The organism is Actinomadura opuntiae, assembly GCF_030283205.1.
GTDB lineage: Bacteria > Actinomycetota > Actinomycetes > Streptosporangiales > Streptosporangiaceae > Spirillospora.
Window position 1 is genome coordinate 37,261 of sequence record NZ_JASNWF010000030.1, and the last position, 24,096, is coordinate 61,356.

The window sequence follows — 24,096 nt, forward strand, 5'->3', positions numbered from 1 at the left end:
TGCATCGAGGTATTGCCTTCAATAGCATCGAACCGTCAAGCAGGAAGAGGATTAGGAGCGCGTATTCATGAGCACGCTTTCCGCCGATGGGATGACCATCGCATACGACGACGAGGGAAGCGCAACGGCACCAGTGCTGGTACTGGTGCACGGCCATCCGTTCGACCGGTCGATGTGGCGGCCGCAACTGGACCGCCTCGCCACGGAAAGCTGGCGAGTGATCGTCCCGGACCTGCGCGGCTACGGCGAGACCACGGTCGTGCCGGGGAAGACCCCGCTGGAGACCTTCGCTCGCGACATCATCGGGTTGCTCGACCGGCTCGGCGTCGAACGCTTCGTCCTCGGCGGCCTTTCCATGGGCGGGCAGATCGTCATGGAGATCCATCGGCAGGTCCCGGACCGGATCCGCGGCCTGTTGCTCGCCGACACCGCGCCATGGGCGGAGACAAAGGACGGCCGGCGATCGCGCAATGCCCTCGCCGACCGGCTGCTCGGCGAGGGCATCCAGTCCTACGCCGAGGAGGTCCTGCCGAAGATGGTGGCCCCATCGACCATCGAACGCCTACCCGCGGTCGCCGAGCATGTGTTCGGCATGATGCTCGGCACGTCACCGGAAGGTGCCGCGGCCGCGCTGCGAGGCCGTGCCGAACGCCCCGACTACGCCGAGTCGCTGGCCGGCGCCGCGGTGCCGGTCCTCATCGTCGTCGGCAGCGAAGACGAATTCACGCCGGTCGAGGACGCGCGGCTGATGCACAAGCTGATCCCGCACTCCACGCTCGTCGTGATCGACGGGTGCGGGCACATGCCCAACCTGGAGCGCCCGGCCGAGTTCAACGACGCCCTGTGCGCATTCCTAGACGTGATTTCCGAGGAGCAGTGAACGCGATGACAATGACCGTGTTCGTGACCGGAGCGAGCTCCGGGTTCGGCGCCGCGATCACCCGCCGTTTCACGGCCGGCGGCGCGCGCGTCGTGGCCTCGGCCCGAAGAGGAGACCGGCTCGCGCGGCTGGCCGAGGAATGCGGCGACGCGGTGCACCCCCTCGTCCTCGACGTCCGCGATGGCGCGGCCGTCGCCGACGCAGTGGCCGGCCTGCCGCCAGAGTTCGCCGACATCGACGTCCTGGTGAACAACGCCGGCCTGGCCAAAGGCCTCGAGCCAGCTCACCGGGCCGATCTAGCTGACTGGGACGACATGCTCGACACCAACTGCAGGGGCCTCATCCACTGCACGCGCGCGATCCTGCCGATCCTGGTCGCGAAGGAACGAGGCCATGTGATCAACCTTGGATCGGTGGCAGGCACGTACCCGTATCCCGGCGGGAACGCCTACGGTGCCACCAAGGCGTTCGTACGACAGTTCAGCCTCAACCTTCGCAGCGACCTGCACGGCACCGGCGTCCGCGTCACCTGTGTAGAACCCGGGATGTGCGGGTCGACAGAGTTCTCCACGGTTCGGTTCCACGGAGACCGGCACAAGGCGGCTGACGTTTACGCGGGCATGCGGCCGATCGAGCCCGAGGACATCGCCGAGTCGGTGCACTGGGTGGTGTCCCAGCCCGCCCACGTCAACGTCAACACGATCGAACTGATGCCCGTCGCCCAAAGTTTCGGGCCTTTCGCCGTTCACCGCACCTGAGGGTCACCAAGCGAGGCGAGGAGACCGATCGGCGGTGCGGGACGGGTGTGCGCGGTGCTGCGGGGCCGGGCCCCCGGACACGGCTGATCACGCCTGCCGCCATGCCGATCACGCTCGACATGGAAGTGCCGAGTCGCTGAATGGCGTCGGCACTTCGCCGGTTTCCGCGACGCGATGGAGTGGTGACGTCCAGTATTGGTCCTGTTTCGGGGGAGAGAAGTGCCGCCTCCAGGTGTTGTCGGCACTTTCCTCATGTCGTGCCGTACGGCGGCCTCCCCAGGGCCGCTCGTCCCCCCAAGCGTAGAGAGAGCGAACCCCCCGTGGCGCGCACCATCGACGAAGACGAGCTGATCGAGCACTGGAGCCTGGCCGGTGCAGAGCTGACCTTGCTGGCCGGGAAGCGAGGGCCGACCAAGCTGGCCTGCGCGCTGCTGCTCAAGTTCCACCAACGGCACGGCCAGTTCCCCCGCGGCCGGACCGACCTGCCCGACGACGCGGTCGAGTTCGTCGCCAAGGTGGTGAAGGTCCCCGCCGCGGACCTGGCCCTGTACTCCTGGGAAGGCCGGACGTTTGAGTAACTCTTTTCGGTCCGGTACATCAGTTCGGCCAGCTCGGCCGGGACGATCTTGTCGACGGGGACGGTCTCGCCGGTGGCGTAATACTTGGTGTGGTTGGTGCGCTCAGCCTTGTACCGCTTGATCAGGGCGAGCGCGGTCATCATCGGGACGTGCTCGGTGTTGGTCGACCTGAACTCCAGCGCCTCCAGGATCTGGATCAGACCGGTCCGGTAGTGGATGGTGTACCGCTCGGAAACTCGGATCCATGCTGTGTACTGGGGTTTCGATTCGGGAGCATGGTTTTGGCTGCGACCATCTCGGGGTGTTGTTGTCGCTGCTGTACCGCTTGGTCCGGAGCCTGCTCAGTCTGCTTGTGATGCTGGTCCGTTCTGATGTGTCCAAGGATGTCGAGTTGCTGGTGCTCCGTCAGGAGAACCGGGTGTTGCGCCGTCGGCTCGGTGGCCGGCCGCGGTGGGATCATGGCGACCGGCTCTGGTTTGCGGCGTTGTCCCGGCTGGTTCCTCGCTGGCGGTGGGCGGGGATCTTCCCGGTCACCCCGGCGACGATCCTGCGCTGGCACCGTGACCTGGGCGCACGCAAGTGGACCTTCGCCGACCGGCGCCGTCCAGGCCGGCCCCGCACCGGCGCGGCGATCAGAACGTTGATCCTGCGGATGGCGCGAGAGAACCCGACGTGGGGGCACCGGCGGATCCAAGGCGAGCTGACCCGTCTCGGCTACGCGATCGCGGCTTCCACGGTATGGGAGATCCTGCACGCAGCCGGCATCGATCCGGCACCGCGTCGGGCGGGACCGGCCTGGCGGCAATTCCTGGCTGCCCAAGCGCACGCGATCATCGCGTGCGACTTCCTGGTGGTTGAGACGGTCCTGCTCAAGCGGCTGTACGTGCTGGTGTTCATCGAGCACGGCACGCGCAGACTTCATCTGGCCGGGGTGACCGCCCACCCGACCGGGGCGTGGGCGGTGCAGCAGGCCCGCAACCTGGCGATGGACCTGGCCGATCGCATCGGCAAGCTGCGGTTTGTGATCCATGACCGCGATCCGATCTTCACCGCCGCGTTCGATGAGGTGTTCAAGGCTGATGGGCTCCGGGCCCCAGGACTTTGCCGCGGACGCCGCGGATGAACGCCATCTGCGAACGCGTCATCGGAACCCTCCGCCGCGAGCTCCTGGACCGGACCCTCATCCTCGGCGAACGCCACCTGGCCCTGGTGCTCGCCGAGTACCTGGACCACTACAACCGCCACCGGCCGCACCAGTCCCGGCAGCAGCGCCCGCCGGACATCGAAACGCAGTCGATCCGGGCCGCGGCCGACCCCATCGACCTACGCCGCATCCGCCGAAAACGTGTCGTCACAGCCTTGATCAGCGAGTATCACCACGCCGCATAGCCACAGGTCAGACCACGTGACCCAATATTCGAGCGCCACAGAGTCTCGACGTCGGCGATGAAGATCCTCCCGAGCTTGATCCCGCCGCCCTGGTCACCGAGATTCACTGGTGCGCCCCGAATCTCGAAGAATTCGCCTACCGCTTCTGGATCGAGGATCGCCTCTGGAGGAAACTCCATGCCGATCCGCTGCCGAGCTGAGCTCCCCAGAACGCCGGTATCTGGACCACTACGACACGCCCTAAGGGGGTGGTCCGAGCCTGGTCGTGGGGAACTCAACTGGCGACGCGCACATACTGCCCGGCTTCCCCTTGGACATTGGTCGCGGTGAGCTTCTTGTGGTCGGCGGACAACGTCACCGACAGCTCTGTCCTGCTTGTTCCGCAGACGAGGGTGATGCGGATCTGTCTCCGTTTCGCTCGGTTGCTTCCGAGGCGGAACAGCCGATGTTTGACATCGGCGTCTGTGGCGTCCTTCGATTGTCGACATGCTCCGAGCTGCACGAACGAAAGCGTAAGATCAGTAGGCGAAGATGGCGCAGCCAGCTCCCGGGCCAGCATTTCTGACCGTGCAATAGTAGTCCGAGGACAGGCCGGTGATCGTTTTCCAGTAGTCCTGGAAGTTGCCCAGCCCCTTGGACCAGACCACCACACCAGAGTGGAGATCGATCAGCTTGAAGTTGCCCCCGCCGACCTTGGTGTTGAACTCTACCGTGATCCCGCCATTAGGTCCCGCGTGCAGGTAACCGGTGTCGCATGAAGTCCAGTCTACGATGCATGGACCGCTGTAGGGGGGAACGGCGGCGTGCGCTGGTCCTGTAGCCACTACGGCCAGGGCCAGCGCGAGAGCGGAGGCCGATGCCGCAAAGCGCAGCACTTGCATGGTGAACACACTCCCCGAGAAGTTCCGATTTGAACTCTTGAAGATCAATCGGAACGGATTTGGACCATCAATCTAACACGCCCTTGACATTTGACAAGATCGACATGATGGCCGGTTCGCGTCACGGTATCCCCGACTCGGGACGCTCTACAGATCGTATTGATAGAGCACGGATAGTGACGATTGCTCGCGTCCGGTTCCAGCGGTACGCGGCCAGCGATACGAGCACGCGGATGCTGCGAGTTGAACGCGGCTTTGAGAATCGTGCGGCTGGCTCGCATCGCCTGAAGGTGTACTCGGGCGTCGAACAATGTACCGACGCTGCTGACATGATGGCCGGTCATCCTCCATGGCCTCGTATCGAAGCCGTGCCAGAGCGCCGGTCTCAACGAGGTACACGCCGTCTCGAATGAGGCAGATGAGCAGCGGCCCCGCACCGGCGACGGTCTGTCGAGCCTCCGCGCGCCGTTCGCGGTCACCGGCGATGCGCACAACGTCGAGGGCGGGTTGGAGGCGCTGCTTGAGCACCTGCTGTTCCCGTTGCTGCTGGGCCACGGTATGCACGACGAACCGCGCAAGGAACAGCGCCTCTACGGAGCCGGACCCGACGACGACCGTCCGGGCCGGTCGCGTTCGGACGCCCGCCTGCGCGCCGCCGTCGACCGGACCCACCAGATCAGCGTCGTCCTCGGCCGTGTCCCCGGCCTCCCGGGCGAGCGGCGGCCTGCTCGTCTGCAGTGATCTCCGTTGGTGGACGCGGGAGCTTGTGGCGGCGGCCCGGATCATCGCGCTTGGCGCCCGGGCCTGGTGAGGTCCGCCGGGCGAGGCTCCGGGGTAAGCGGTCCTTATACCGCGGACAGCGGAGGACGCCGTGACCAGTGCGCCCGCAGCCGCCCTTCGACGATAAAAGTGCTCGACGTTATCGCAGGTTACGGGCGGTTGAGAGGGGGCGGCGAGCGTTGCGGGGTTGCCGGTTACGGCCGCGGCTTAATACCTTTTTCTTCACTTGTCACCTCTAGTGATGGTGGGAGTGGAGCTCGATGCAAATCGAGGCCGATTTCCAAGCGTTCGAGGACACCGAAAGAAGTTTCCGGAACGCGCTCCAGGCCCTGAACGACGTGCTGGCGAAGCTGGAACGGGACCTGAACGTCCACCTGGCCGAATGGGACGGCCCCGCCCGGCGGGCCTACCAGGAGGCCGCCGACTCCTGGCATGCCTCCGCCCGCAACCTCGCCGCCGAACTCGACCGGCTGCACCGCCACGTCGGCCTCGCGCACCGCAACTTCCGTACCGCTCATGAGGCCACCCTGCGGATGTGGACGCCACTGTGACAGACGTCCTGATCACCCCTGCCGTCGTGCAGCAGGCCGCCACCACGTTCGCGACCGAGCAGTGGAACATCGGCAGCGCCTGGGACGCCCTGGCCGCGGCGCTGAGCAGCTGCGACGGGATGGCCGGGCACGCACCGGACAAGGCGGCGGTGGCGTTCGCCCCCCACTACACCAGCGCGGTCCAAGGTGCTTGGCGGGCGTTCCGCGCCGTGATGCGCAGTGTCGGCGGCATCTCCCTGTGTCTGGGCGCGACCGCGGGCAACTACCTCAGGGCCGATCACCACTCGACCATCAGCACTCCGCCGACCATGGGGTCGGGGGTGCTGCTCAACCCGCGGGCGCAGTCGCCGTTGCCGCCGTGGCAGCTCGGTCAGCAGGTCGGCAAACAGGTCGTCACCGACAAGGCCATGGCGATGCCGCCGTCGGTGCTCGGCTCGGCCGGCTCCTCGCTCCCCCGCCAGATCGCCGAGCTGTGGCCCACCGGCGACCCGGGCAAGCTCCGCACCGCGGCCGCGGCCTGGAATAGCGCCCACGACAGGCTGACCGCCTCCACCGGGAAACTCGGCACCGCCACCTACTCGGTCACCGAAGGCAACAACACCCGCGACGCCCGCGCCATCGGCGACGTGTGGAGCAAGCTGTACGCCCCCTGCAACGACGCCACGGTGCTTCAGTCGCTCCCGGACCTGTGCAAGAACATCGCCAACGCCTGCACCAAGTACGCCGACGCCGTCGAGCACGCCCACCACAAGGCCGAATGGGAACTGGCCGGCGCCGGGGTCGTCGGTGTCATCGTCATCGGGGCTGGCTTGTTCTTCACCCCCGAGACCGGCGGCGCGTCCGACGCCGGCGCGGTGGCCGCCGACACCGCGCTCGCGATGAGCATCCTCACCCCGATCGCCGGCGCCCTGCTCGGCACCATCACGGTGATCGCCGCCGGAGCCCTGGCCGAGCACGTCATCCAGGCCGCCGAGAACAGCGCCGACAAGGCACCCAACGTCCAGCCCAACGACGCCGACACCCAAGGGCTGGAGAAATCCCTCGAGGGCGCGGTCCAAGGCAACCACGACGACATCGGCGCGGCGCGGCTCCCCGACCTCAATGGGAAATCCTTGGACGAGGCCGAGCGAGAGCTCGCGGATCAGGGATTCACCCTGCAAGGGGAAACCGCCGGCGGGTACCGCCACTACACTAATCCCGACGGCAGTGAAGTGTGGATCAGGCCCAATGGTGAAGTGCAGCGCCTCGGCCCCAAGATCGATCCCGGCCCGAACCAGAAGAATTACCATCCGCGCTACGGCCCCGACGGTCTGCGGACGCAGCAGCATTCCACCGGAGAACGGGTGATTCGGCCATGACATTCGACGCATTCACCAAGGTGGCCCTGGCCTGCGAGGGCTACAGCATCGAGCGGCTGTCGACGTCGCTTGCCGAGGAGGCCGACTCCGTTGACCTGCAGCTGCGGTGGGGACCGGACCGGCCCGACGTGGTGCTGTCCTTCGCCAACGTCTACTACCTGGAGGTGGGGCGGCCGCCGGGCCCCGGCGCCGCCCCGCTCAGCGAGCTGGCCGTCACGATCCTGGAGCCCAGCAGCGGGCCCTGGCCGACCGGACTCAACATCGACCTGGTGCGGTCGCCGGCGCTTCCGGCGCTGGTGTGGCTGCACGCGGCCGGTCCGGTCCAGCTGAACATCGTGGCCGCCATTGCCACCGCCTACCAAGAGGTCGGCTGAGGCGAGAACTCCGAAGCCCGGCGGTGTTCTCCTTCGGACCCCGCTCCTGGACCCCCACGTGGTCGTCCAGGGCGAAAGGGGTGCTGCACCTGCGGTTCAAGGTGCGCCGCCCGGTCAGTGGGTCAGGGCTCGGGTGTGCAGGGCGGTGACGGCCTGGCGGGCCGAGAGGATGGCGCCGTGCTGCCAGGCGTCCATATAGGAGAGCCAGTCCCCCGCGTACAGGACGCGGCCGGTCGGCGCGGTCAGCGGCTTGAGGACGGGGGCGTCGGGGGTCCAGCCCGGGAGGTTGTGCCAGGCGCCTTCGATGTGCGGGATGTAGCGCCAGGACTGGGAGAAGGACGAGGCGAGCTCGGTCCGGTACTTGGACCCGTAGATGCGTTCGCCGAGGGCGACGGCACGCTCCTGACGCTGCCGCGGGGTCATCTTGCCGTACTTGTCGGCGGTCTCGTCGTAGTTGTAGTAGCCGACGATGACGCCCCGCCTGCCGTGGAAGCCGTGGGAGGGGTGCCACACATGGGTGAGGTCGAGGTCGGTCTCGGTGATGCCGCCGTAGATGCGGTGGTCGGTCTCCCACCAGCGGCTGCGGTACTCCAGGCCGATCTTGCTGGCGGAGGCGGGGGTGATGGCCCGCAGGGCTGCCTGGACGTCGTCGCCGAGGTTGTGCGGGAGCCCGGCCAGCAGGTGCGGGGGCATCGCGGCGATGCAGTAGTCGGCGTCCAGGGTCTTCTGGCGGCCGGCGGCGTCGGTGTAGTGGACGGTCACGCCATCCGGCCGCTGCGTGAGCCGGGACGCGGCGCAGCCGAGCTTGACCTTGCCGGGGCCGATGGCGCGCGTCAGCGCCCTGGGGATCTGGTCCATGCCGCCGACCGGCTGGAACATCAGCATCGCCTGGTCGTACTCGAACTCGAAGGAGAAGTAGCGTCCGACGGCGGAGGCGAACACGTCGGAGACGTCGGGAACCGAGCCCAGCGGCGTGCCGGGCTGCCCGGCCGCGCCGGGATAGGCGGCGAAGCCGCGGTTGGTGCCGCCCTTGTAGGCGAAGCCGTCGGACTTGCCGCCGATCTGTCCCCAGTCCTCCAGGAACGACAGGAGCGCGGTGCGGTCGTCGCCGGTCAGGTCGGCGTCCAGGGCGCCGCTGCCGGCGGCCTTGGCGAGCAGTTCGCTCACGTACCCGTAGACGTCCGCCTTGGCCGTCCGGTACCGCATGGGGTGCCCGGGTTTCATGCCGGAGGACTCGTTGTAGATGTAGGCGTCGGCGTTGATGTTGGTGAACACCTCGATCGGGACGCCGAGTTCCCTGCAGTAGTCGAGCGTGACCATCCACTGGGCGAGCCTCGCGGGCCCGGCGTTGAGGTACTGGCCCTCGCTGAAGCCGGCGACCTGCTTGTTGCCGAACAGGTCGGTCTGCGCGGTGCCGCCGCGCACCGTGAAGTTGCGGCCGCCCGTCCGGTCGCGCGGTTCCAGGATCGTGCAGCGGTACCCGGCCTTGCCGAGTTCGTAGGCCGAGACGAGGCCGGCGATGCCGCCGCCGAGGATGACGACGCTGGCGGCACTGCGCCCGGTGAGGTGGAAGTCGGCCGGGCTGAGGGGCCGGAACGGCGGCGCGGCCGCAGTGGCCTCGGCCGGTGCGAGCCCGAGCGCTCCCATCGCCGCGAACATCGTGCCCGCGCCGCCCGTCAGCCCCACCGCGCGCAGGAAGCCCCTGCGCGTCTGCCCGTGCCGCGTCCGCTGGATCTGTGCCAAGGCGCATCTCCCCACAAGAAGATCGTTCCGTCGATGCGCCGACGATCTTCATTTCGGGACGTTTCGAGCGGAGTGCTCCGCTGTGAACTTCACGTGTCCTGCACCACTGCCCTGTGCGGGCGCGGCAACGGCGTCACTGCCCTTTCGCTGCCGGCAGGAGGCCGTCCATGGCCTCGACGGACCGGACGACCAGGGCGACGGCGGTGAGAGTGGGGTTGCAGGCGGTGGCGGTGGGGATGACGCCGTTGCCGCCGATGAACAGGTTGCGGTATCCCCAGACGCGGCCGCGGTCGTCGCAGATGCTGGTGCCGTCGTCGACGGCGCCCATCCGGACGCTGCCCTGGTAGTGCAGGGAACTGCCCGCCGGGAGCAGGTCGGGGACGCGGGTCTGCTCGCCGAGTTCGGCGGCGAGTGCTTCCAGTTCCTTGACGGCGCGGTGGACCTGGTCCCAGTCGTTGCCGGTGAGTGCGTAGTCGATGTGGATGCGCGGCATTCCGCGTTCGTCGAGGTCGTCGTCGTCGAACCAGACCCGGTCGTCGGCCTGGATGTCCTTGGGCAGGAACCAGCCGAGACCGACCATGGGCCGCGGGTCGGGCCGGTCACCGACGTGGATCGCGATGGGTGAGGCGTCCAGCTGCATGACCTGGCCGTGGAAGGGGTGGACCCCGTCGGTGAACGGGACCCACGACACTCCGGTGAGGGTGTCGCGGGGGTCGGTCGCGGTCGCTCCCCGGTCGGTTTCGGTGGGCAGGTCGAGGCGGGCGCCGACGACGACCTGAGGCTGGTCGTTGAGGTAGCGGCCGAGTGCGGGCGGCCGCAGCCCCGACGCCCACAGCAGCTGCGGCGTGCGTAGCGCGTCGCAGGCCACCGCGACGACGTCGGCGTGGACGGTGAACACCGAGCCGGTGCGGGTATCGAGGACCTCGGCGCCGGTGACGCGGTCACCGTCCAGCAGCAGCCGGCGGGCGAGCGCGTCGGGCCGGATGGTGAGCCGGCCGTCGGTGTCGCCGAGGATGGTGTCGGCTCCGGTCCAGCGTGGGAGCCCGTCCCGGTCGGGTGCGGGGGCGCAGGCCAGGGGCATCGGGCCGGTCTTACGCCCGTCGGGCAGCAGGTGGTCGTAGCGCTCGGCCAGCTTCTGCCGGATGACGCCGGCGGCGTGGGTGGCGCGGAGCCCGGTGGTGGTGGTGTTGAGGAGCCGGTCCGCGGCGTCCAGGGCGGCGTCCATTTCCGCGGCGTCGATGAAGGGGATGCGTTCGCTGCCGCCGGGGCGGGGAACCGCGCAGGTCCAGTGGGCGCCCATCCCTCCGACGTTGGCAGAGTAAGCGGCGGCGGGCATGCCGTCCTGGCCGTCGCCGCTTCCATCGTCGTTGCGGATCAGCAGGGTGCCGGGCCGGGCGCGCAGCGGGCGGGCGCCGAAGGGCCGGAACCCTTCGGGCTGGGGTCCGCTGACACGTTCCTGCAGCTGCTTGCGGAGGCCGGCCGGGACGTTGCGCACGTTCTCGCCGGCGGCGTCGGTGAGCCGGGGGCCTGCTTCCAGGATGAGGACCGACGCTGCCGGGAACGCGTCGAGTGCACGGCGTGCAAAGGCCGCCCCCGCTGGGCCGCTGCCGATGACCAGCAGGTCGACACGCTCATCGGCAAGACTGCCGCTGGTGGGGTCTGTGCTGATGGGCTGGTGGGTCATGAGGTCGCCAGGGAGGCGAAGACCCGCTCGCTGAGCCGATGCTGGGCGGCGACCATGTCGAAGGGGTCGTCGGTGTCGTTCCAGTGCCAGCCCTCCCATTCGGTGGAGATGTAGCCCTGGTAGCCGGCGGCGACGAGGTCGCGCAGCAGGATGTCGTGCGGGACGGAGGGTTCGTTGCCGTCGGTGTCGATGTCGTAGAACTTGGCGTGGACGTGGACGACCCACGGCATGATCGTCGTCCAGTCCGTGGGGTCCATGTGGCCGAACAGGCCGACCGAGTTGGTGCCGATCCGCACCGACACATCGTCGCCGCCGAACCGGTCGTTGAGCTCACGCATGGTCTTGAACCGGGCGCCCTGCTCGGCGTCGTCGGTGATGAGCGGCTCGGTGTGGAAGGCGTTCCACTGGTCGCGGAAGGCGGTCAGGAGCTGCTCGGGCACGCCCTTGCTGCGGTAGGTGGTCAGCATGCTGGGCGGCATCCGGGTCAGGGAGGCGCCCCAGTCGGGGATGAATCCCAGGTGCGGGGAGCCCAGCTTTTCGTAGCGCTCGAGCAGGGCCTGCATTTTCGGGTGCCGGACGCTGTGCGGGCTGTGGATCTCCATGCCGAGTACGAGGTTGAGCCGTTCGGCGTGCGGCAGGAGGCGTTCCATCAGGTCGGGGGTGACCGAGTGCTGGACGCGGACGGTCGGGAACCCCAGGGTGTGGGCGGCCTCCAGCTGGGCGAGCATGTACTCCTCCAGCTCGTCCTCGGTCAGCAGCCGATCGTGGCGCAGGCCGGCGTCGGCGTTGGCGCCCAGGCATGACAGCTCAAGCCCTGCCTGATCGACCAGGGTGCAGAAGTGGCGGGTGAACCCATCGGGCAGCCGGGGGAAGCCGCGGATGCTCTGGAAGCCGACGACCTCCAGGCCCGGGCCGAGGCCGCGTTCACCGGCGATGCGGATGAGGTCTTCGAAGGTGTACTGGCGAGCGTGGTAGTAGGGGGTGAAGCTGTAGAGGGTCACACCCAGCTTGGGCAGGCTCATTCGGCGGTCTCCTTGGCGGGAGCGTTCTTCTCAGCGGGCGCGGTCTTGGTGGCGGGCATGTTGGTGGCGGGCATCGTCTTGATGGAGCGTTCGGTCATCAGCAGCGGCTTGCCTGCGACGGGCAGGTAGGGGATGCGGACGCCGAGTGTGACCTCCAGTTCGTGCTCGCCCCTGGAGACGTCGGCGTCGGCCGCCACGCGGACGATGCCGTCGTCGAGCACGTACCAGACGTCGTCCCAGGCTTGCTTGGCCTCGGCCAAGGTGCGGGCGCGGCCGTTCACCTCGAAGGTGATCGCTTCCGCGGGGGCGCGGACCCCGTCGAGGGTGATGTCGAGCTGTTCGATCGAGCTGACGGGCAGAGCGCGGTACCACGGAAGCCGTACGGCCAGTTCGTAGCCGTCGGGCGTGGCCGCCAGGGAGTCATCGACGATGATGCGTTCACGGAACACTGCAGGAGCTCCTTGGCCGGGTGGTGGTTCGGTGGGGCAGAGGGCGGTGATTCAGAGGGCGGTGGCACCGAGGTAGCTGGAGACCAGCACGTCTCGTTTGGCCAGCAGGTTGGCGGCGGTGTCGTGTTCGGCGAGGTTTCCGTGCGCGAGCACGTATCCGCGGTCGGCGTTCTCCAGGGCGACTTGGACCTGCTGTTCGACCAGCAGGACACCGGCTCCCGATTCGTCGGCGTAGCGGCGAACGACCGGCATGAGGCGTTCCACGATGACGGGGGCGAGGCCTTTGCTGAGTTCGTCGACCATCAGGACGGTGGGGCGGCGGGCCAGGGCGCGGGCCATGCCGAGCATCTGTTGTTCCCCGCCCGACAGCAGGCCGGCGCGGCGGGAGCGCAGCGGCTTGAGTTCGGGGAAGTAGTCGTAGGCGATCTGGGGGTCGAGGCGGTGCAGCCGCAGGTGTTCCTCGACGGTGAGCCCGTGGAAGATGCCGCGCCGCTCCGACATGTGCACCAGGCCCGCGCGGGCGATGTCGTGGGGGCGGTGCTTGCCGAGGTCTTGCCCGTTGAGCCGAACGGTGCCCGACATCGGGGTGATGGTGCGCGAGACGGCCTTGAGGGTGGTGGACTTTCCGGCGCCGTTGGGGCCGAGCAGCGCCACGACCTCGCCTGGTCCGACCGTGAGGCTGAGGTCGCGCAGCACAGCGGCGCCGAAGTACCCCGCCGACAGGCCGCGGATTTCCAGCAGCGGCGCCGTCGGGCTCGTCGCTGGGCTGGGTGTTGGGGCGGTCATGGGCGGTCTCCTGCCGGGCTTCCGGGGCGGTCGGCTTCGGGGCTGGCGGCGCGGCCGAGGTAGGCGGCGATGACGTCCTGGTTGGTCTGGATCTGCTGGGGGGTGCCTTCGGCCAGGACGCTGCCGAAGTCGAGGACCACGATCCGGTCGCAGACCCCCAGCACCAGGGCCATGTCGTGGTCGACCAGCAGCACTCCGGTGCCGGCGTCGACGACCGACCGGAGCCTGGTCGCCAGCAGGCTGCTTTCCGCGGTGTTGAGGCCGGCGGCGGGTTCGTCCAGCAGCAGCACGTCCGGCCTGCCGGCCAGGGCGCGGCCGAGGTCGACCAGTTTGCGCTGGCCGGCGGCGAGCCCGTCGCTGGGCTGGTGCAGCAGGTCCTGGATGCCGAGCAGTTCGGCGATCTGCTCGTCGTGGCGGGCGCGGCCGCGCACCGTTTCGGTGAGGGTCTGCCGCCAGTTGGGCCGGTAGGCGCCGACGGTGAGGTTCTCCTGCACGGTCAGGTCGTCGTACAGGTCGGCGGCCTGCCAGGACCGGCCGAGTCCGGCACGGGCCCGCGCGTAGGCGCGCCGGCGGGACAGGTCGTACTCGCCGAGCCGGACGGTGCCGGTGGCCTTGGTGAATCCGCTGACCGCGTCGATGAGGGTGGTCTTGCCGGCTCCGTTGGGGCCGATCAGTCCGACCAGTTCGCCGGGTGCGACGGTGAGGGTGACGCCGTTGAGGGCGGTCACTCCGCCGTAGCGGACGGTCAGGTCGGTGACGTGCAGGGTCTTGGTCACCGGGACACCTCCGCGACCGTCGGGAGCGGTCCGGTTCCGGAACCGGCTGCGGGTGTGTCCCGGTGCCGTGATTTGCGGTGGGCCAGGGCGATTCCGCCGGGGGTGGTGGTCACGGTGAGGACGAGCGAGACGCCGGCGAACAGCAGCAGGTAGTCGGCCGGCAGCCCGAGGTAGTCCTCCATGATCGTGGCGGCGACTCCGCTGGACATCAGCAGCCCGCCGATCAAGGTGCCCTTGATCACCGAAATGCCGCCCAGGTAGGCCAGCGCGATCAGGACCAGGGTGTTGACGATGCCGAAGTTGGCCGGGTCGACCGAGCCGAAGTTGTAGGCGGTGAGCACCCCTACCACGCCCATCAGGAACGCCGACATCACGAACGCGGTGACCTTGATGGCGGGGACCGAGATCCCCGCTGCGGCGGCGGCCCGCTCGCTGGAGCGCACCGCCAGCATCCGCTGGCCGAGCCCGCTGCGCCGCAGGTTGGCCACCGCCACGCAGCACACCGCGGTGACCAGCAGGCACACCAGGCCGAACAGAGGGCTCGGGGGATGGTCGCCGTGCACCGGGAACGCCCCGGAGGGCCCGAAGTTGATGCCGAACAGCTTGGGCGGCGACACCGGCGATCCCAGGCCACTGGCGCCCCAGCTGGGGTTGTGGAACCCGAAGTTCTGCAGTGCCACGGCCGCCGCCAGGGTGAGGATCGCCAGATGCACACCGCGGACCCGCATCGCGGGCAGCACGTCCACCAGCCCGAACACGGCCGCAGCGGCGATCCCCAGCAGCGGCGCCCACGGCAGCCCGATCCCCAGGTTGATGCCGAGTTTGGACACCACCAGCCCTGACAGCCCGGCGAAGGCGAACTGGGCGAGCGACACCTGCCCGACATAGCCGGTCAGCACCACCAGCGACAGGCACGCGATCACCGCGATGAGGGTGTTGATGAGTCCCTGCCGCAGGTCGTAGGGCAGCACCAGCAGCGCCACGGCGGCGATCGCCACCCCGATCGCGGTGGGCCGGGCGATGCGGCGCGGCGCGGGCGCTGGAGGAAGCCGGGGTTCGACGGTGCTGCCCCGGTCGGGCAGGCTCTTGCCGCGCCACATCAGCGCGGCCGCGATCACGATGAAGAACAGCACGTCCGCAAGCCCCGGCATCGGCAGCCCGTTGGAGGTGGGGAACCACGACAGGGTCTGCAGATACAGCGCGACGGCCTGCAGGGCGCCCATGCCGAGCCCGGCCAGCGCCGCGACAGTGAAGGAGGTGAAGCGGGCGATGAGCGCGGCTCCGAGCGCGGGTACGACCGCCAGCGCCAGCGTGGTGGGATCCAGCTGGGTCATCGGCGCCACCAGGATGCCGACCACGCCGGCCAGCGCGCTGGCGAACGTGGTGTTCAGCAGGGACAGTCGCCGGGGCGACAACCCCGACATCATCGCTTCGGCCTCGTCCTCCTGCGCGGCCCGCGTCGCCAGACCGAACCGGCTGTAGCGGTAGACGGCGGTCAGTGCGAGGCCGACCGCGACCGCGAGGCCCGCCACCTCCAGCCGCACGAGGGGAACCGCGCCGCCGAACAGGTGGACGCTGCCGCCGGCCAGGACCGGCGGGGCGGTCTGCCCGGTCCCGCCGAAGCGAAGCACGATCAGCGCCTGGACGGTCAGCAGCAGCCCGACGCTGGCCACGAGCTTGGCCAGCGGCGCCGACTTGCGCAGCCACTTGAACACCGCGACGTCGATCAACGCTCCGAGCAGCGCCGACAACGCCACCGACAGCAGGAAAGCCGGGATGACCGGTACCGGCCCGCCGACGCCCGGGTAGTACAGGGGCAGCAGCAGATGCCCCGACCGCAGCCCATAGAAGGTGTAAGCACCCCACATCGCCATCGCCCCGGCGCTGACGTTGATGATGCCGGCGCCGCGGTGAGTCAGTACCAGGCTCTGGGCGAGCCCGGCGTACAGGGCACCGGGCCCGAGTCCGAGCAGGATGAAAAGGATCAGTTGGTCCACGTCGATTCTCCGGTCGTGCGGCCTGGTGTCAGGCGGGGAGGTTGATCCAGCCGCCGGACGCGTCGACCCACTTGCCGTCGCCCTCGTAGCTGTAGTACCGCGCCGCCTGCGCGCCCAGCGTCGGGAACTGGGTGATCGCGCCGAATTTCAGGGTGGGCGGTCCCATCAGCAGCGGTCCGGTGTAGGCCTTGGCCGCGTCGGCGATCTTCGCGGTGGTCAGCGCGCCGGGTCCCGCCTTGGTGAGGATCTTGGCGGCGGCGAAGATGGAGGAGAATCCGGCGGGCGCGTTGATGCCCGGCTCGGCTCCCTTGGGCGCGTACCGGGCCATGACCGCCTTGTAGAGCGCGACGTGGCCGGAGGGATCGGGCGCGTTGGTGTTCAGCATCGAGCCGCTGAAGATCCACTTGGGCAGGTCGCCCAGTGCCTTCTTCACCGCTCCGGAGGCGCACAACCCGGACGACAGCAGCGGGGTCTTGATCGCGGCCTGCTGGTAGGCCTTGGCCATGGCGATGCACGCCGTCGGGGTCACCGCGATGGGCATGATCGCATCGACGCCTCCGGCGCCGACAGCCTGCATCGGGCTCAGCAGGTCCGCGCTGCCGGACGGGTAGGTGGTCAGCTTCACGGTGATGCCGCGCGCTTCGATGCCCTGCTTGATGCTCTTGGCGATCTCCTGGTTGCCGGGGTTGTCGTCGGCGATCATCGCGACCGTCTTGGCTTTGAGCTTGTCGCTCAGGAAGATCGGCGTGGAGGCCTTGCCGGCCAGGGAACTGGCGTTGAGGGCGTAGGTGTTGCCTGCCGTCACGTCCGGTCCGGGGTTGGCGACGGCGACCAGGTCGGGCTTCTTGCCGGCCAGGGTCGCGTGCAGCGACTGCGTCCCGACGTTGAGGCCGCCCTGCACGATGAGCTTGACGTTGTCGTCGGCGAGCATCTGCTGCCCGCACCGCTGCCCCTGCGACTCGGCGGAGACGATGTCGCAGGTGGCGAGCTTCAGCGGGTGTCCGCCGACCCCACCCAGTTCGGTGTTGAGGTAGGCGACGGCGGCCTGTGCCGCGACGGTGAACTCAGGGTTGGACACCGGCCCGCCCTGCTGGTTGATCAGGCCGAGGGTGATCGCAGTGCCGGTCGCCTTTCCGGTTCCGGTGGTGCCGCTGACCGTCTTGGCCAGCGCGGCGTCGATCGTCGTGGGAGCCGCGGACTCCTTGGCCGCGCCGGGACCGCTGTCGTCGTTGGCGCAGGCGGTCAGGCCCAGGGCCAGGGGCAGGGCGAGGGACAGGGTGATGCGTCCCAGCCGCCCCGTGGCGGTAGCGCTCATGGTCAGCTCCTGGATCTTCCAGATCACCGGGCTCGTCCGCCGTCGGTGATCATCGATGGGAGGGGGTGCGGTCCTGCCCTTGCCAAAGGACCAGCCAATGGGCTGGGGGCAGGACGCCGGGGGTGGTGCGGCACGGTCACCCGAACCACTTACGCCGGAACCTATTGAACTTTTGCCGGATTGCGAGGAAACTAAGCCAGCGATCCTCATAAGTCAACCCTTGCGCTACGTAAGGAAACGCGCTTGAAACAGCAGCACATCGACGGTCAAGACCAGGTGCGGGTGCCGCGCCGCCTGCAGCGCCCCACGTCAGCGAGCATGTCGGCGACGCTGGTCGAGCTGGTGCGCACCCATGAGCTGGTTACCACGGGTGACTTGTGCGAGGCCACCGGCATGGGCCGGACCGTGGTCGCCCAGCGGATCGCCCAACTGTTGGACAGCGGGCTGCTCGCCCACCGGGGCAAGGGCCGTTCGACCGGCGGGCGGGCTCCACGCGAGTTGAGGTTCCATCAGGAGGCCGCCACCGTGCTCGGCGTCGAGGTCGGCGTCACGAGCCTGATGGTGGGCCTGACCGACCTGGGCGGAACACCGCTGGAGGTCCGGGAAGCCGACTGGGACGTCACCTGCGGTCCCGAGGGGACGCTCGCGCGGGTCGAGCAGATGGTGGAGGAGATCCTCGCCGCCCAGCCCACGCGGGCGCCGTTGGCGGGCGTCGGGGTCGGCCTGCCGTGCCCGGTGGAGTTCGCCAGCGGCCGGCCGGTCTCTCCGCCGATCCTGTCGGGCTGGGACGACTACCCCGTCCGCGAGCGGCTGGCGGCCAAGTTCGGCGTCGAGGTGTGGGTCGACAACGAGGTGAACGCCATGGCGCTGGGCGAGCTGCGCAGCGGCACGGCCCGCGGCGTGGACGACTTCGTCTACGTCAAGGTCGGCACCGGAATCGGCGCGGGCCTGGTGTCGGCCGGACGCCTGCATCGCGGTGCCCAAGGCTGCGCCGGCGACATCGCGCACCTGTGCATGGACCCGGCCTCCACCCGGCAGTGCCGGTGCGGAAAGCAGGGATGCCTGCAGACCTTCGCCAGCGGAAGCGCACTGGGCAGAGCCGCCACCGAACTGGCCGAGAGCGGCCAGAGCCTGATGCTCGCCCGGCGCCTGGCCGAGGCCGGCGCCGTCACCGCCGAAGACCTCAGCCAGGCCGCCGCGCACGGCGACCCGCTGTGCGTCGAGCTGATGACCACCGCCGGACAGCACCTGGGCGAAGCGCTGACCAGCCTCATCAACGTCTTCAACCCTGAACTGGTGGTGATCGGCGGAGGAGTCTCCCTCGCCGGAGACCTGCTGCTGCCCTCGCTGCGCAAGACCGTCTACGCACGGTCGCTGCCACTGGCGACCCGCGACCTGCGCGTCACCCTGTCGGCCCACGCCGACCAGGCCGGCGTCGTCGGCGCAGCCCTCACCGCCGTCGACGAACTGCTCAGCGCCGCCCACCTGGACACGCTCACCGACCTGCTCACCACGGAGACCCCATGACCGAACCCAAGACCGACTCGACGACAGGTCCCGTGACGGGCACCATGGGCGGCCGTGCAAGCCGCCTGCGCGCCGGGCTGGTCGGCGCCGGCATGATCGCCTCGGTGCACGCCCGCGCCGCCCGGCTCAACGGCGCGCAGATCACCGGCGTCGCCGCCTCCACCCCCGAACGCTCACGCCAGGCCGCCTCCCGGCTGGGCGCCGACCGGGCCTTCGACTCCCCGCAGCAACTCATCGAGTCCGACGACGTCGACATCGTGCACATCTGCACCCCCAACCACCTGCACGCCCCCCTGGCCTCGGCCGCGCTCCAAGCGGGCAAGCACGTCGTGTGCGAAAAGCCCCTCGCCATGGACACCGCGCAGGCCACCGCTCTTGCTGGCCAGGCCCGCTCCGCCGGCCTGATCGCCGCCGTCCCGTTCATCTACCGCTACTACGCGCTGGTCCGCCATGCCCGAGCACGGCTGCAGGACGACGATCCCGGGGACCTGCGGCTGATCCACGGCGGCTACCTGCAGGACTGGCTTCTGGAGCAGGACGACGACAACTGGCGAGTCGACTCCACCCTCGGCGGCGCCTCCCGGGCCTTCGGCGATATCGGTTCGCACTGGTGCGACCTGGCCCAGTTCGTCTCCGGGCACACCATCGTCAGCCTCACCGCCCGTACCCTGCGCGCCCATGACCAGCGGCGCCGTGAGGCCTCCCGCACCTCCTTCTCCCGAGCCTCGGCCGTCGGCGTATTGACCCCCGTCGACACCGAGGACGCCGTGGCTGTCCAGTTCGTTACCGACCGCGGCGCCCTCGGATCACTTCTGGTCAGCCAGATCTCGGCCGGCCACAAGAACGGGCTGCGGATCGAGTTCGACGCCGCCGCCGAATCGCTCGCCTTCGACCAGGAGCGCCCCGAGACACTGTGGCGCGGCCAGCGCGACGGCTCCGCCCTGCTCGCCCGCGATCCGGCGAACCTCGCCGGCCAAGCCCAGCGCGTCACCTCGCTGCCCGCCGGGCATCCCGAAGGTTACGAACGATGCTTCGAGGCCTTCATCAACGACGTCTACACCGGGGTCCGCACCGGCTCGGCCCCCGACCTGATGCCCACCTTCGACGACGGCCTGGCCGCCGCCCGGCTGACCGACGCCGTCCTGCGGTCCGCGGCCGCCGGCCAGTGGACCGACATCACTGCCTCCTGACCCCTTCCGCCGGGATACCCGCCGCGCCTGCGGCCGGTGAGCCGCTGCGGGTTGTGCCGCCGGGCCCCGTGCAAGCGGGCCCCGCCCTTTTTGCTGCTGTTGAGGAGCGTCCTATGAGCAAGACGATGACGGCCGTGCGCATCCATGAGCACGGCGGCCCCGAGGTACTGAAGGTCGAGCAGGTCCCCGTTCCCGAGCCCGCCCCCGGCGAGGTCCTGGTCCGGGTCCGCGCCACCTCCGTCAACTGGTGGGACGCCGGATACCGCAAAGGCATCGTGCAGCCCCGCCCAGGCGTCCCGTCGCTGCCGCTGCCCTTCCAACTCGGCCGAGAGGCCGCGGGCCAAGTCACCGCCGTCGGCAGCGGCGTGCGCTCCTTCACCCCCGGCGACCGCGTCGTGGTGATGACCTGCCCCGCGTGCGGACGCTGCACGGCGTGCCGCCGCGGCGACGACAACCTGTGCCAGGACACCCAACTGCCCGGGCACCAGCGTTTCGGCGGCTACGCCGAATACGTCACCGCCCCCCAGAACGGACTGCTGAAGGCACCCGACGGTGTCGACTTCGAAACCCTCGCCTGCGTCCTGTGGTCCTACGGCACGGTCCTGCACATGGTCAACGCTCGCGCCCGCATCCAGCCGGGCGACACCGTCCTGGTCACCGGCGCCTCCGGCGGCATGGGCACCGCCGCGCTGCAACTGTCCAGGCTCGCCGGAGCCCAGCTGATCATCGCCCTCACCGGTTCTGCCGACAAGACCGACGCCCTGCTGACTGCCGGCGCCGACATCGCCCTCAACTACAAGGACCCCGACATCGTCGAGCAGATCCGCGCACAGACCGGCGGCACCGGCGTCGATGTCGTCCTGGACAACGTCGGCGGCCCGATGCTCCCCCTGGCGATCAAAGCGTCCCGGCTCGGCGGCAAGATCGTGCTGGCCGCGGTGATGGGGGGCCGGACCGCCGAGGTCCACATCGGTGAGGTCTTCGCCAAGCACCTGGACATCCTGGGCACCCGCGCCTCCACCCGCCGTGAGCAGGAACTCGTCCTGCAGTTCGCCGCCGCCGGGAAGATCGCGCCCGTCATCGGCGCCCGCTACCCGCTCACCCAAGCCGCGACAGCCCACAAGGCCCTGGACGCGGGAAGCTACGTCGGCAAGATCGTTCTAGTGCCCTGACCCACCGCCAGACAACGCTTCCGCCGCCCCGCTCGCCTAGCCGGTCCTTCCTCGCCCACGCGGCAAACCGATCACCACTGGCCTGGTTCTATGCCGCGGCGCTTCACCGCGGCGGCCCCAAGCACCCCACCTACAAGGCCATCGAGGAACTCGGCCGTGCGCGGTCAAGAGCATCTTGGGAAAAGCAGGTGGCGCTACGGGGTGTCTGTGCGCGGGTAGGGCAGCACGAGATGGCCGATGGACAGGCCGCGGATCAATGAGCCGGCGAGGTTCTCGGTGAGGGCCGCCAGCGCCAGCAGATCGAAGGTCTGGCAGATGGCGATGCGCTCGTAGCCGGAGTCTTTGTAGGGCAGAACCATGCCCTGATCCCCTTGCCGGACGATTTCGTAGGCCCAGGCGCCGTTCAACCCGGTCACACGCAGGCCGACCAGCCAATCGCCCTGGTAGCCGCTGTGCGTGTCAGCCAGGCTTCCGGCGAGCGCGAGCGCCCCGTAGGCCAGGCCGAGGACCAGCCAGGGACTCACCGCCCGGTACTGCGGCTGCTCGTCGTGGAGGTTGGCGGATGCATTTCGCCATCCCGGGGCCACATGGGTGCACCCGACCCCGCATAGAAGGGTGACCGATCCGTCCTCGTGGACGGAGGTCACCAGGAAGCGGCTTTCGTGGATCGCACCGGTCTCTCGGTCGACACCGTTGACCAGCGCGTAGCCGGTGCTGCGCCGTTCCCACACGCCACGATCCAGATCCGGCGCAAACTCCGCATGGCCGCGGTCACGCACGATGCCGCCGGTGATCGGGGCGAGTTCATACTCGGGGCGTTGGGTGAGCAAGTCGACCAGCGCGTCCTCGGCCCCAGCGGCGGGATGGGCGACCAGGTACAGGTGGCCGTTCTGGGGGTAGTTGATTGACCTGGCAGGTCAGTGGCCTGGAGGCTGGTCCGCCCTGTAAGGCAAGTAGATGATTCGCCGTTCGGGGATCTGGGGGGCCCGCAGGATTCTCGGCCGTGCCGAGCTACGCACGTGGCGGGCCGGTGAAGCCCACCGGTTTCGGCGAAGTCAGTCGGGCTCTCGCTGAAGAAGAGCATCTCGACGCGAGAACCACCTGACCCTCCGCCCCATCGTTGGAGGACGTAGGCGAGAGCAGATCCACTCGTATCAGGCCGAGCTGGTGCTGGCGGTGCGATCCACGGCGCATCAGCGGCTGGCGTACCTCCCAGCCTAGACGCGGTTCAAGAAGGTGATCGCGCGCGTGCAGGACTGCCTCGCTCTGCCGCAGTCATGAAGGCGGCGCCGGAGTCGGCACGGCTCCTGTCGCGGCGCGACTGCGCTGTCAGCGTCGGCACCGTTAGCCTCCACTGGCCAACGCCTCCAACTTGCCTAACGTTCCTCAATCCGGTCCGGGATGCCGACCTGCATGATTGCTTGACAACCCAAGAAAACGATGGGCGTGCTCGGCGATACCTCCGTCCTCGAGGACGAGGAGCTGGTCGGCCGCGGTGACCGTCTCGAGCCGGTGCACGATGACCAGCACGAACTGGCCGGCTATCAGCGCGGTCAGCGCGCGGCCGATCGCGGCGGCCGACGCGGGGCCGCCTCGTCCAGCTGAACGGCGTCCGTACGCTCAGCGCACGTCCACGGGACGGGCGGCGCCGGTCGCCTCTGGCCACAGGGTCGAGTCGCCCGTCATGCTCCGCTACCTGGCGGCCCAGGACACGTTCGGGAGAAGGGTTCCTTATCAGGCAGGCCCGTAGGGGGGTATGGACCGGTCGGAGCCGCTTCCCTGTGCCCCACTGCGCCGTCCCCGAGTGCCTGGCCGGAGGCATCGCGCTGGAGCAGCCCGAGCAGAGCGATCACTGTGTTCTCTAGGCGCTCGGTGCTGCACAGGGCCTCCGTCAGCGCGGCGTAGGGATCGGCGGCATCCCTGTGAGTCAGTGCCTCCTCCAGCTCCAGCCGCAGTGCGGTAAGGGGGGTGCGCAGCTCGTGCGAGGCCTGAACGGCGAACCGGCGCTGCCCCGCGGTGAGGCGCCCATCAGGAACCTCACCATAAGGGCAGACGCCTGGATGCAGTTCGATCATCGTCAGTCACGTTCCCACACAGTCGCTGGTCGCTACCTCACCCACCATCACCCCGCGCTGGCACCCGCAACACCGGGGAAACTACCTATCCCGGTACCGGTCCCCCGCATGTCTCCCTGGAGCAGCCTCCGAGACAAGAGCCCCTCTCACGGACCTTTCCGGCGCCGCCGCGAACCGATGCCAGAGGCGTCGTCCCTGGTGAGCGCGTTGCCGGTGGCGCGGCCAGCGCGATCGCGCCACGGTCGACATGCCCGGGAACTGCAGCGATGCCTGTTGGACGACTCAGGGGTCGTAACAGTATGCGCATGTAGAATGACATGTAGTGATGGTTTGGTGTGGGCGGGTGCGCAAGGACGAGCAACCCCCATGGATCGCGCCCTTGGCGACTTCTGCGGCCGGGGTATCCTTGCGGCTCGGGGGAGCCGCTGTGCCGGGTACGCCGGGAAGCGGACAAGATGCTGTACGGCGCCTCCGGCGAGGCCCCCGGTCGGTGGACCGCACGTGCTGGCATTTTCCTGTTGCAGGTGGACGCGCACCGGTCCAGAGCGCGGTCTCGCAACAGGTGACGGCTGAACCGTTCGACAATGTCGGCGCCCAACCCGCGGCGTTCCGTAGCGCACCGGCGCACCCGAGAGCGATCTCAGTCGCTGCCCTGGCAACGACCAGTCCGTATGCTCTCACCAGCAAGATTAAGGAATCTGCTCCGCCTGAGCATACGAGGGCGGCACCACGTTGGCGCCCGCCCCAGCGGCCCGGTCTGTACGGACAGAGCCGACCGGAACCGTTCGACAATGTCGGCACCCGTTCGTTG

General features: G+C 69.1%; 26 protein-coding genes. 13 read left to right on the forward strand and 13 right to left on the reverse strand.

All coding sequences use genetic code 11. The annotated features are described in order from the left end of the window. Positions 1–67: 67 nt before the first annotated feature. The 5 genes from QP089_RS43075 (at position 68) to QP089_RS43095 (ending at position 3,605) form a co-directional block, all read left to right on the forward strand. Positions 68–880 carry an alpha/beta fold hydrolase gene (locus tag QP089_RS43075; RefSeq protein WP_285920329.1) on the forward strand — a complete coding sequence of 271 codons (813 nt, stop codon included), beginning with the start codon at positions 68–70 and terminating at the stop codon, positions 878–880. A gap of 5 nt (positions 881–885) precedes the next feature. Then, positions 886–1,638: an SDR family NAD(P)-dependent oxidoreductase gene (locus QP089_RS43080; RefSeq protein ID WP_285920394.1), complete on the forward strand. Its 753-nt coding sequence runs from the start codon at positions 886–888 to the stop codon at positions 1,636–1,638. A gap of 320 nt (positions 1,639–1,958) precedes the next feature. Further along, positions 1,959–2,216: a DUF4158 domain-containing protein gene (locus QP089_RS43085; RefSeq protein ID WP_285920330.1), complete on the forward strand. Its 258-nt coding sequence runs from the start codon at positions 1,959–1,961 to the stop codon at positions 2,214–2,216. Positions 2,217–2,517: 301 nt separating this feature from the next. Further along, on the forward strand, positions 2,518–3,339 hold the full coding sequence (locus QP089_RS43090; RefSeq protein WP_285920331.1) for a helix-turn-helix domain-containing protein: 822 nt from the start codon (positions 2,518–2,520) through the stop codon (positions 3,337–3,339). After that, the gene (locus tag QP089_RS43095) at positions 3,336–3,605 is read left to right on the forward strand and encodes an integrase core domain-containing protein (RefSeq protein WP_285920332.1); all 270 of its coding nucleotides are present in this window, start codon (positions 3,336–3,338) and stop codon (positions 3,603–3,605) included. Before QP089_RS43090 ends, QP089_RS43095 begins: the two co-directional genes overlap by 4 nt. On the opposite strand, the gene QP089_RS43100 is transcribed toward QP089_RS43095, so the two are convergent. The 3 genes from QP089_RS43100 to QP089_RS43110 all read right to left on the reverse strand — a co-directional run bounded on the left by QP089_RS43100 (position 3,590) and on the right by QP089_RS43110 (position 4,486). Then, on the reverse strand, positions 3,590–3,784 hold the full coding sequence (locus QP089_RS43100) for a hypothetical protein (protein ID WP_285920333.1): 195 nt from the start codon (positions 3,782–3,784) through the stop codon (positions 3,590–3,592). The genes QP089_RS43095 and QP089_RS43100 overlap by 16 nt on opposite strands. Positions 3,785–3,879: 95 nt before the next feature. Continuing rightward, positions 3,880–4,107: a hypothetical protein gene (locus QP089_RS43105; RefSeq protein ID WP_285920334.1), complete on the reverse strand. Its 228-nt coding sequence runs from the start codon at positions 4,105–4,107 to the stop codon at positions 3,880–3,882. A gap of 16 nt (positions 4,108–4,123) precedes the next feature. Beyond that, entirely contained in the window at positions 4,124–4,486 is a 363-nt protein-coding gene (locus tag QP089_RS43110) for a hypothetical protein (protein ID WP_285920335.1), read from the reverse strand. 507 nt (positions 4,487–4,993) lie between these two features. On the opposite strand from QP089_RS43110, the gene QP089_RS43115 reads away from it, so the two are divergent. From QP089_RS43115 to QP089_RS43130, 4 genes are all read left to right on the forward strand, one after another. After that, on the forward strand, positions 4,994–5,227 hold the full coding sequence (locus tag QP089_RS43115; protein WP_285920337.1) for a hypothetical protein: 234 nt from the start codon (positions 4,994–4,996) through the stop codon (positions 5,225–5,227). A 299-nt stretch (positions 5,228–5,526) separates the two neighbouring features. Beyond that, positions 5,527–5,817 (forward strand): WXG100 family type VII secretion target, encoded by a 291-nt coding sequence (locus tag QP089_RS43120; RefSeq protein WP_285920338.1) that lies wholly within the window; start codon positions 5,527–5,529, stop codon positions 5,815–5,817. After that, positions 5,814–7,175, forward strand: a complete 1,362-nt coding sequence (locus tag QP089_RS43125; RefSeq protein ID WP_285920339.1) for a PASTA domain-containing protein — start codon at positions 5,814–5,816, stop codon at positions 7,173–7,175. The genes QP089_RS43120 and QP089_RS43125 overlap by 4 nt, the downstream gene beginning before the upstream one ends. Further along, positions 7,172–7,549, forward strand: a complete 378-nt coding sequence (locus tag QP089_RS43130; protein WP_285920340.1) for a hypothetical protein — start codon at positions 7,172–7,174, stop codon at positions 7,547–7,549. The genes QP089_RS43125 and QP089_RS43130 overlap by 4 nt, the downstream gene beginning before the upstream one ends. 114 nt (positions 7,550–7,663) lie before the next feature. Here the strand turns inward: QP089_RS43130 and QP089_RS43135 are convergent, their stop codons facing one another. From QP089_RS43135 to QP089_RS43170, 8 genes are all read right to left on the reverse strand, one after another. Next, positions 7,664–9,292 (reverse strand): flavin monoamine oxidase family protein, encoded by a 1,629-nt coding sequence (locus QP089_RS43135; protein ID WP_285920342.1) that lies wholly within the window; start codon positions 9,290–9,292, stop codon positions 7,664–7,666. Between the two features lie 133 nt (positions 9,293–9,425). Continuing rightward, positions 9,426–10,976 carry a GMC oxidoreductase gene (locus QP089_RS43140; protein ID WP_285920344.1) on the reverse strand — a complete coding sequence of 517 codons (1,551 nt, stop codon included), beginning with the start codon at positions 10,974–10,976 and terminating at the stop codon, positions 9,426–9,428. Then, the gene (locus tag QP089_RS43145; RefSeq protein WP_285920345.1) at positions 10,973–11,998 is read right to left on the reverse strand and encodes a sugar phosphate isomerase/epimerase family protein; all 1,026 of its coding nucleotides are present in this window, start codon (positions 11,996–11,998) and stop codon (positions 10,973–10,975) included. The genes QP089_RS43140 and QP089_RS43145 overlap by 4 nt, the downstream gene beginning before the upstream one ends. Beyond that, positions 11,995–12,447 (reverse strand): C-glycoside deglycosidase beta subunit domain-containing protein, encoded by a 453-nt coding sequence (locus QP089_RS43150; RefSeq protein WP_285920346.1) that lies wholly within the window; start codon positions 12,445–12,447, stop codon positions 11,995–11,997. The genes QP089_RS43145 and QP089_RS43150 overlap by 4 nt, the downstream gene beginning before the upstream one ends. A gap of 51 nt (positions 12,448–12,498) precedes the next feature. Beyond that, positions 12,499–13,233, reverse strand: a complete 735-nt coding sequence (locus tag QP089_RS43155) for an ABC transporter ATP-binding protein (protein WP_285920347.1) — start codon at positions 13,231–13,233, stop codon at positions 12,499–12,501. Continuing rightward, a complete protein-coding gene (locus QP089_RS43160; RefSeq protein WP_285920348.1) occupies positions 13,230–14,009 on the reverse strand; it encodes an ABC transporter ATP-binding protein in 780 nt (259 codons plus the stop codon). Before QP089_RS43160 ends, QP089_RS43155 begins: the two co-directional genes overlap by 4 nt. After that, positions 14,006–16,006, reverse strand: coding sequence for an ABC transporter permease (locus QP089_RS43165; RefSeq protein ID WP_285920349.1), 2,001 nt, complete (start codon positions 16,004–16,006; stop codon positions 14,006–14,008). The genes QP089_RS43160 and QP089_RS43165 overlap by 4 nt, the downstream gene beginning before the upstream one ends. Positions 16,007–16,034: 28 nt before the next feature. Then, positions 16,035–17,321: an ABC transporter substrate-binding protein gene (locus QP089_RS43170; protein WP_285920350.1), complete on the reverse strand. Its 1,287-nt coding sequence runs from the start codon at positions 17,319–17,321 to the stop codon at positions 16,035–16,037. 243 nt (positions 17,322–17,564) lie between these two features. Between QP089_RS43170 and QP089_RS43175 the strand changes: the two genes are divergently transcribed. From QP089_RS43175 to QP089_RS43185, 3 genes are all read left to right on the forward strand, one after another. Next, entirely contained in the window at positions 17,565–18,848 is a 1,284-nt protein-coding gene (locus QP089_RS43175; protein WP_285920351.1) for an ROK family transcriptional regulator, read from the forward strand. Further along, positions 18,845–20,038, forward strand: coding sequence for a Gfo/Idh/MocA family protein (locus QP089_RS43180; RefSeq protein ID WP_285920352.1), 1,194 nt, complete (start codon positions 18,845–18,847; stop codon positions 20,036–20,038). Before QP089_RS43175 ends, QP089_RS43180 begins: the two co-directional genes overlap by 4 nt. Positions 20,039–20,151: 113 nt before the next feature. Then, positions 20,152–21,210 (forward strand): alcohol dehydrogenase catalytic domain-containing protein, encoded by a 1,059-nt coding sequence (locus QP089_RS43185; RefSeq protein WP_285920353.1) that lies wholly within the window; start codon positions 20,152–20,154, stop codon positions 21,208–21,210. 194 nt (positions 21,211–21,404) lie between these two features. On the opposite strand, the gene QP089_RS43190 is transcribed toward QP089_RS43185, so the two are convergent. After that, positions 21,405–22,040, reverse strand: coding sequence for a hypothetical protein (locus QP089_RS43190; protein ID WP_285920354.1), 636 nt, complete (start codon positions 22,038–22,040; stop codon positions 21,405–21,407). Positions 22,041–22,650: 610 nt separating this feature from the next. Here QP089_RS43190 and QP089_RS43195 point away from each other — a divergent pair. After that, entirely contained in the window at positions 22,651–22,815 is a 165-nt protein-coding gene (locus QP089_RS43195; protein WP_285920355.1) for a hypothetical protein, read from the forward strand. 77 nt (positions 22,816–22,892) lie between these two features. Here the strand turns inward: QP089_RS43195 and QP089_RS48960 are convergent, their stop codons facing one another. Beyond that, positions 22,893–23,285: a histidine kinase dimerization/phospho-acceptor domain-containing protein gene (locus tag QP089_RS48960; protein WP_353070683.1), complete on the reverse strand. Its 393-nt coding sequence runs from the start codon at positions 23,283–23,285 to the stop codon at positions 22,893–22,895. Positions 23,286–24,096 lie beyond the last annotated feature (811 nt).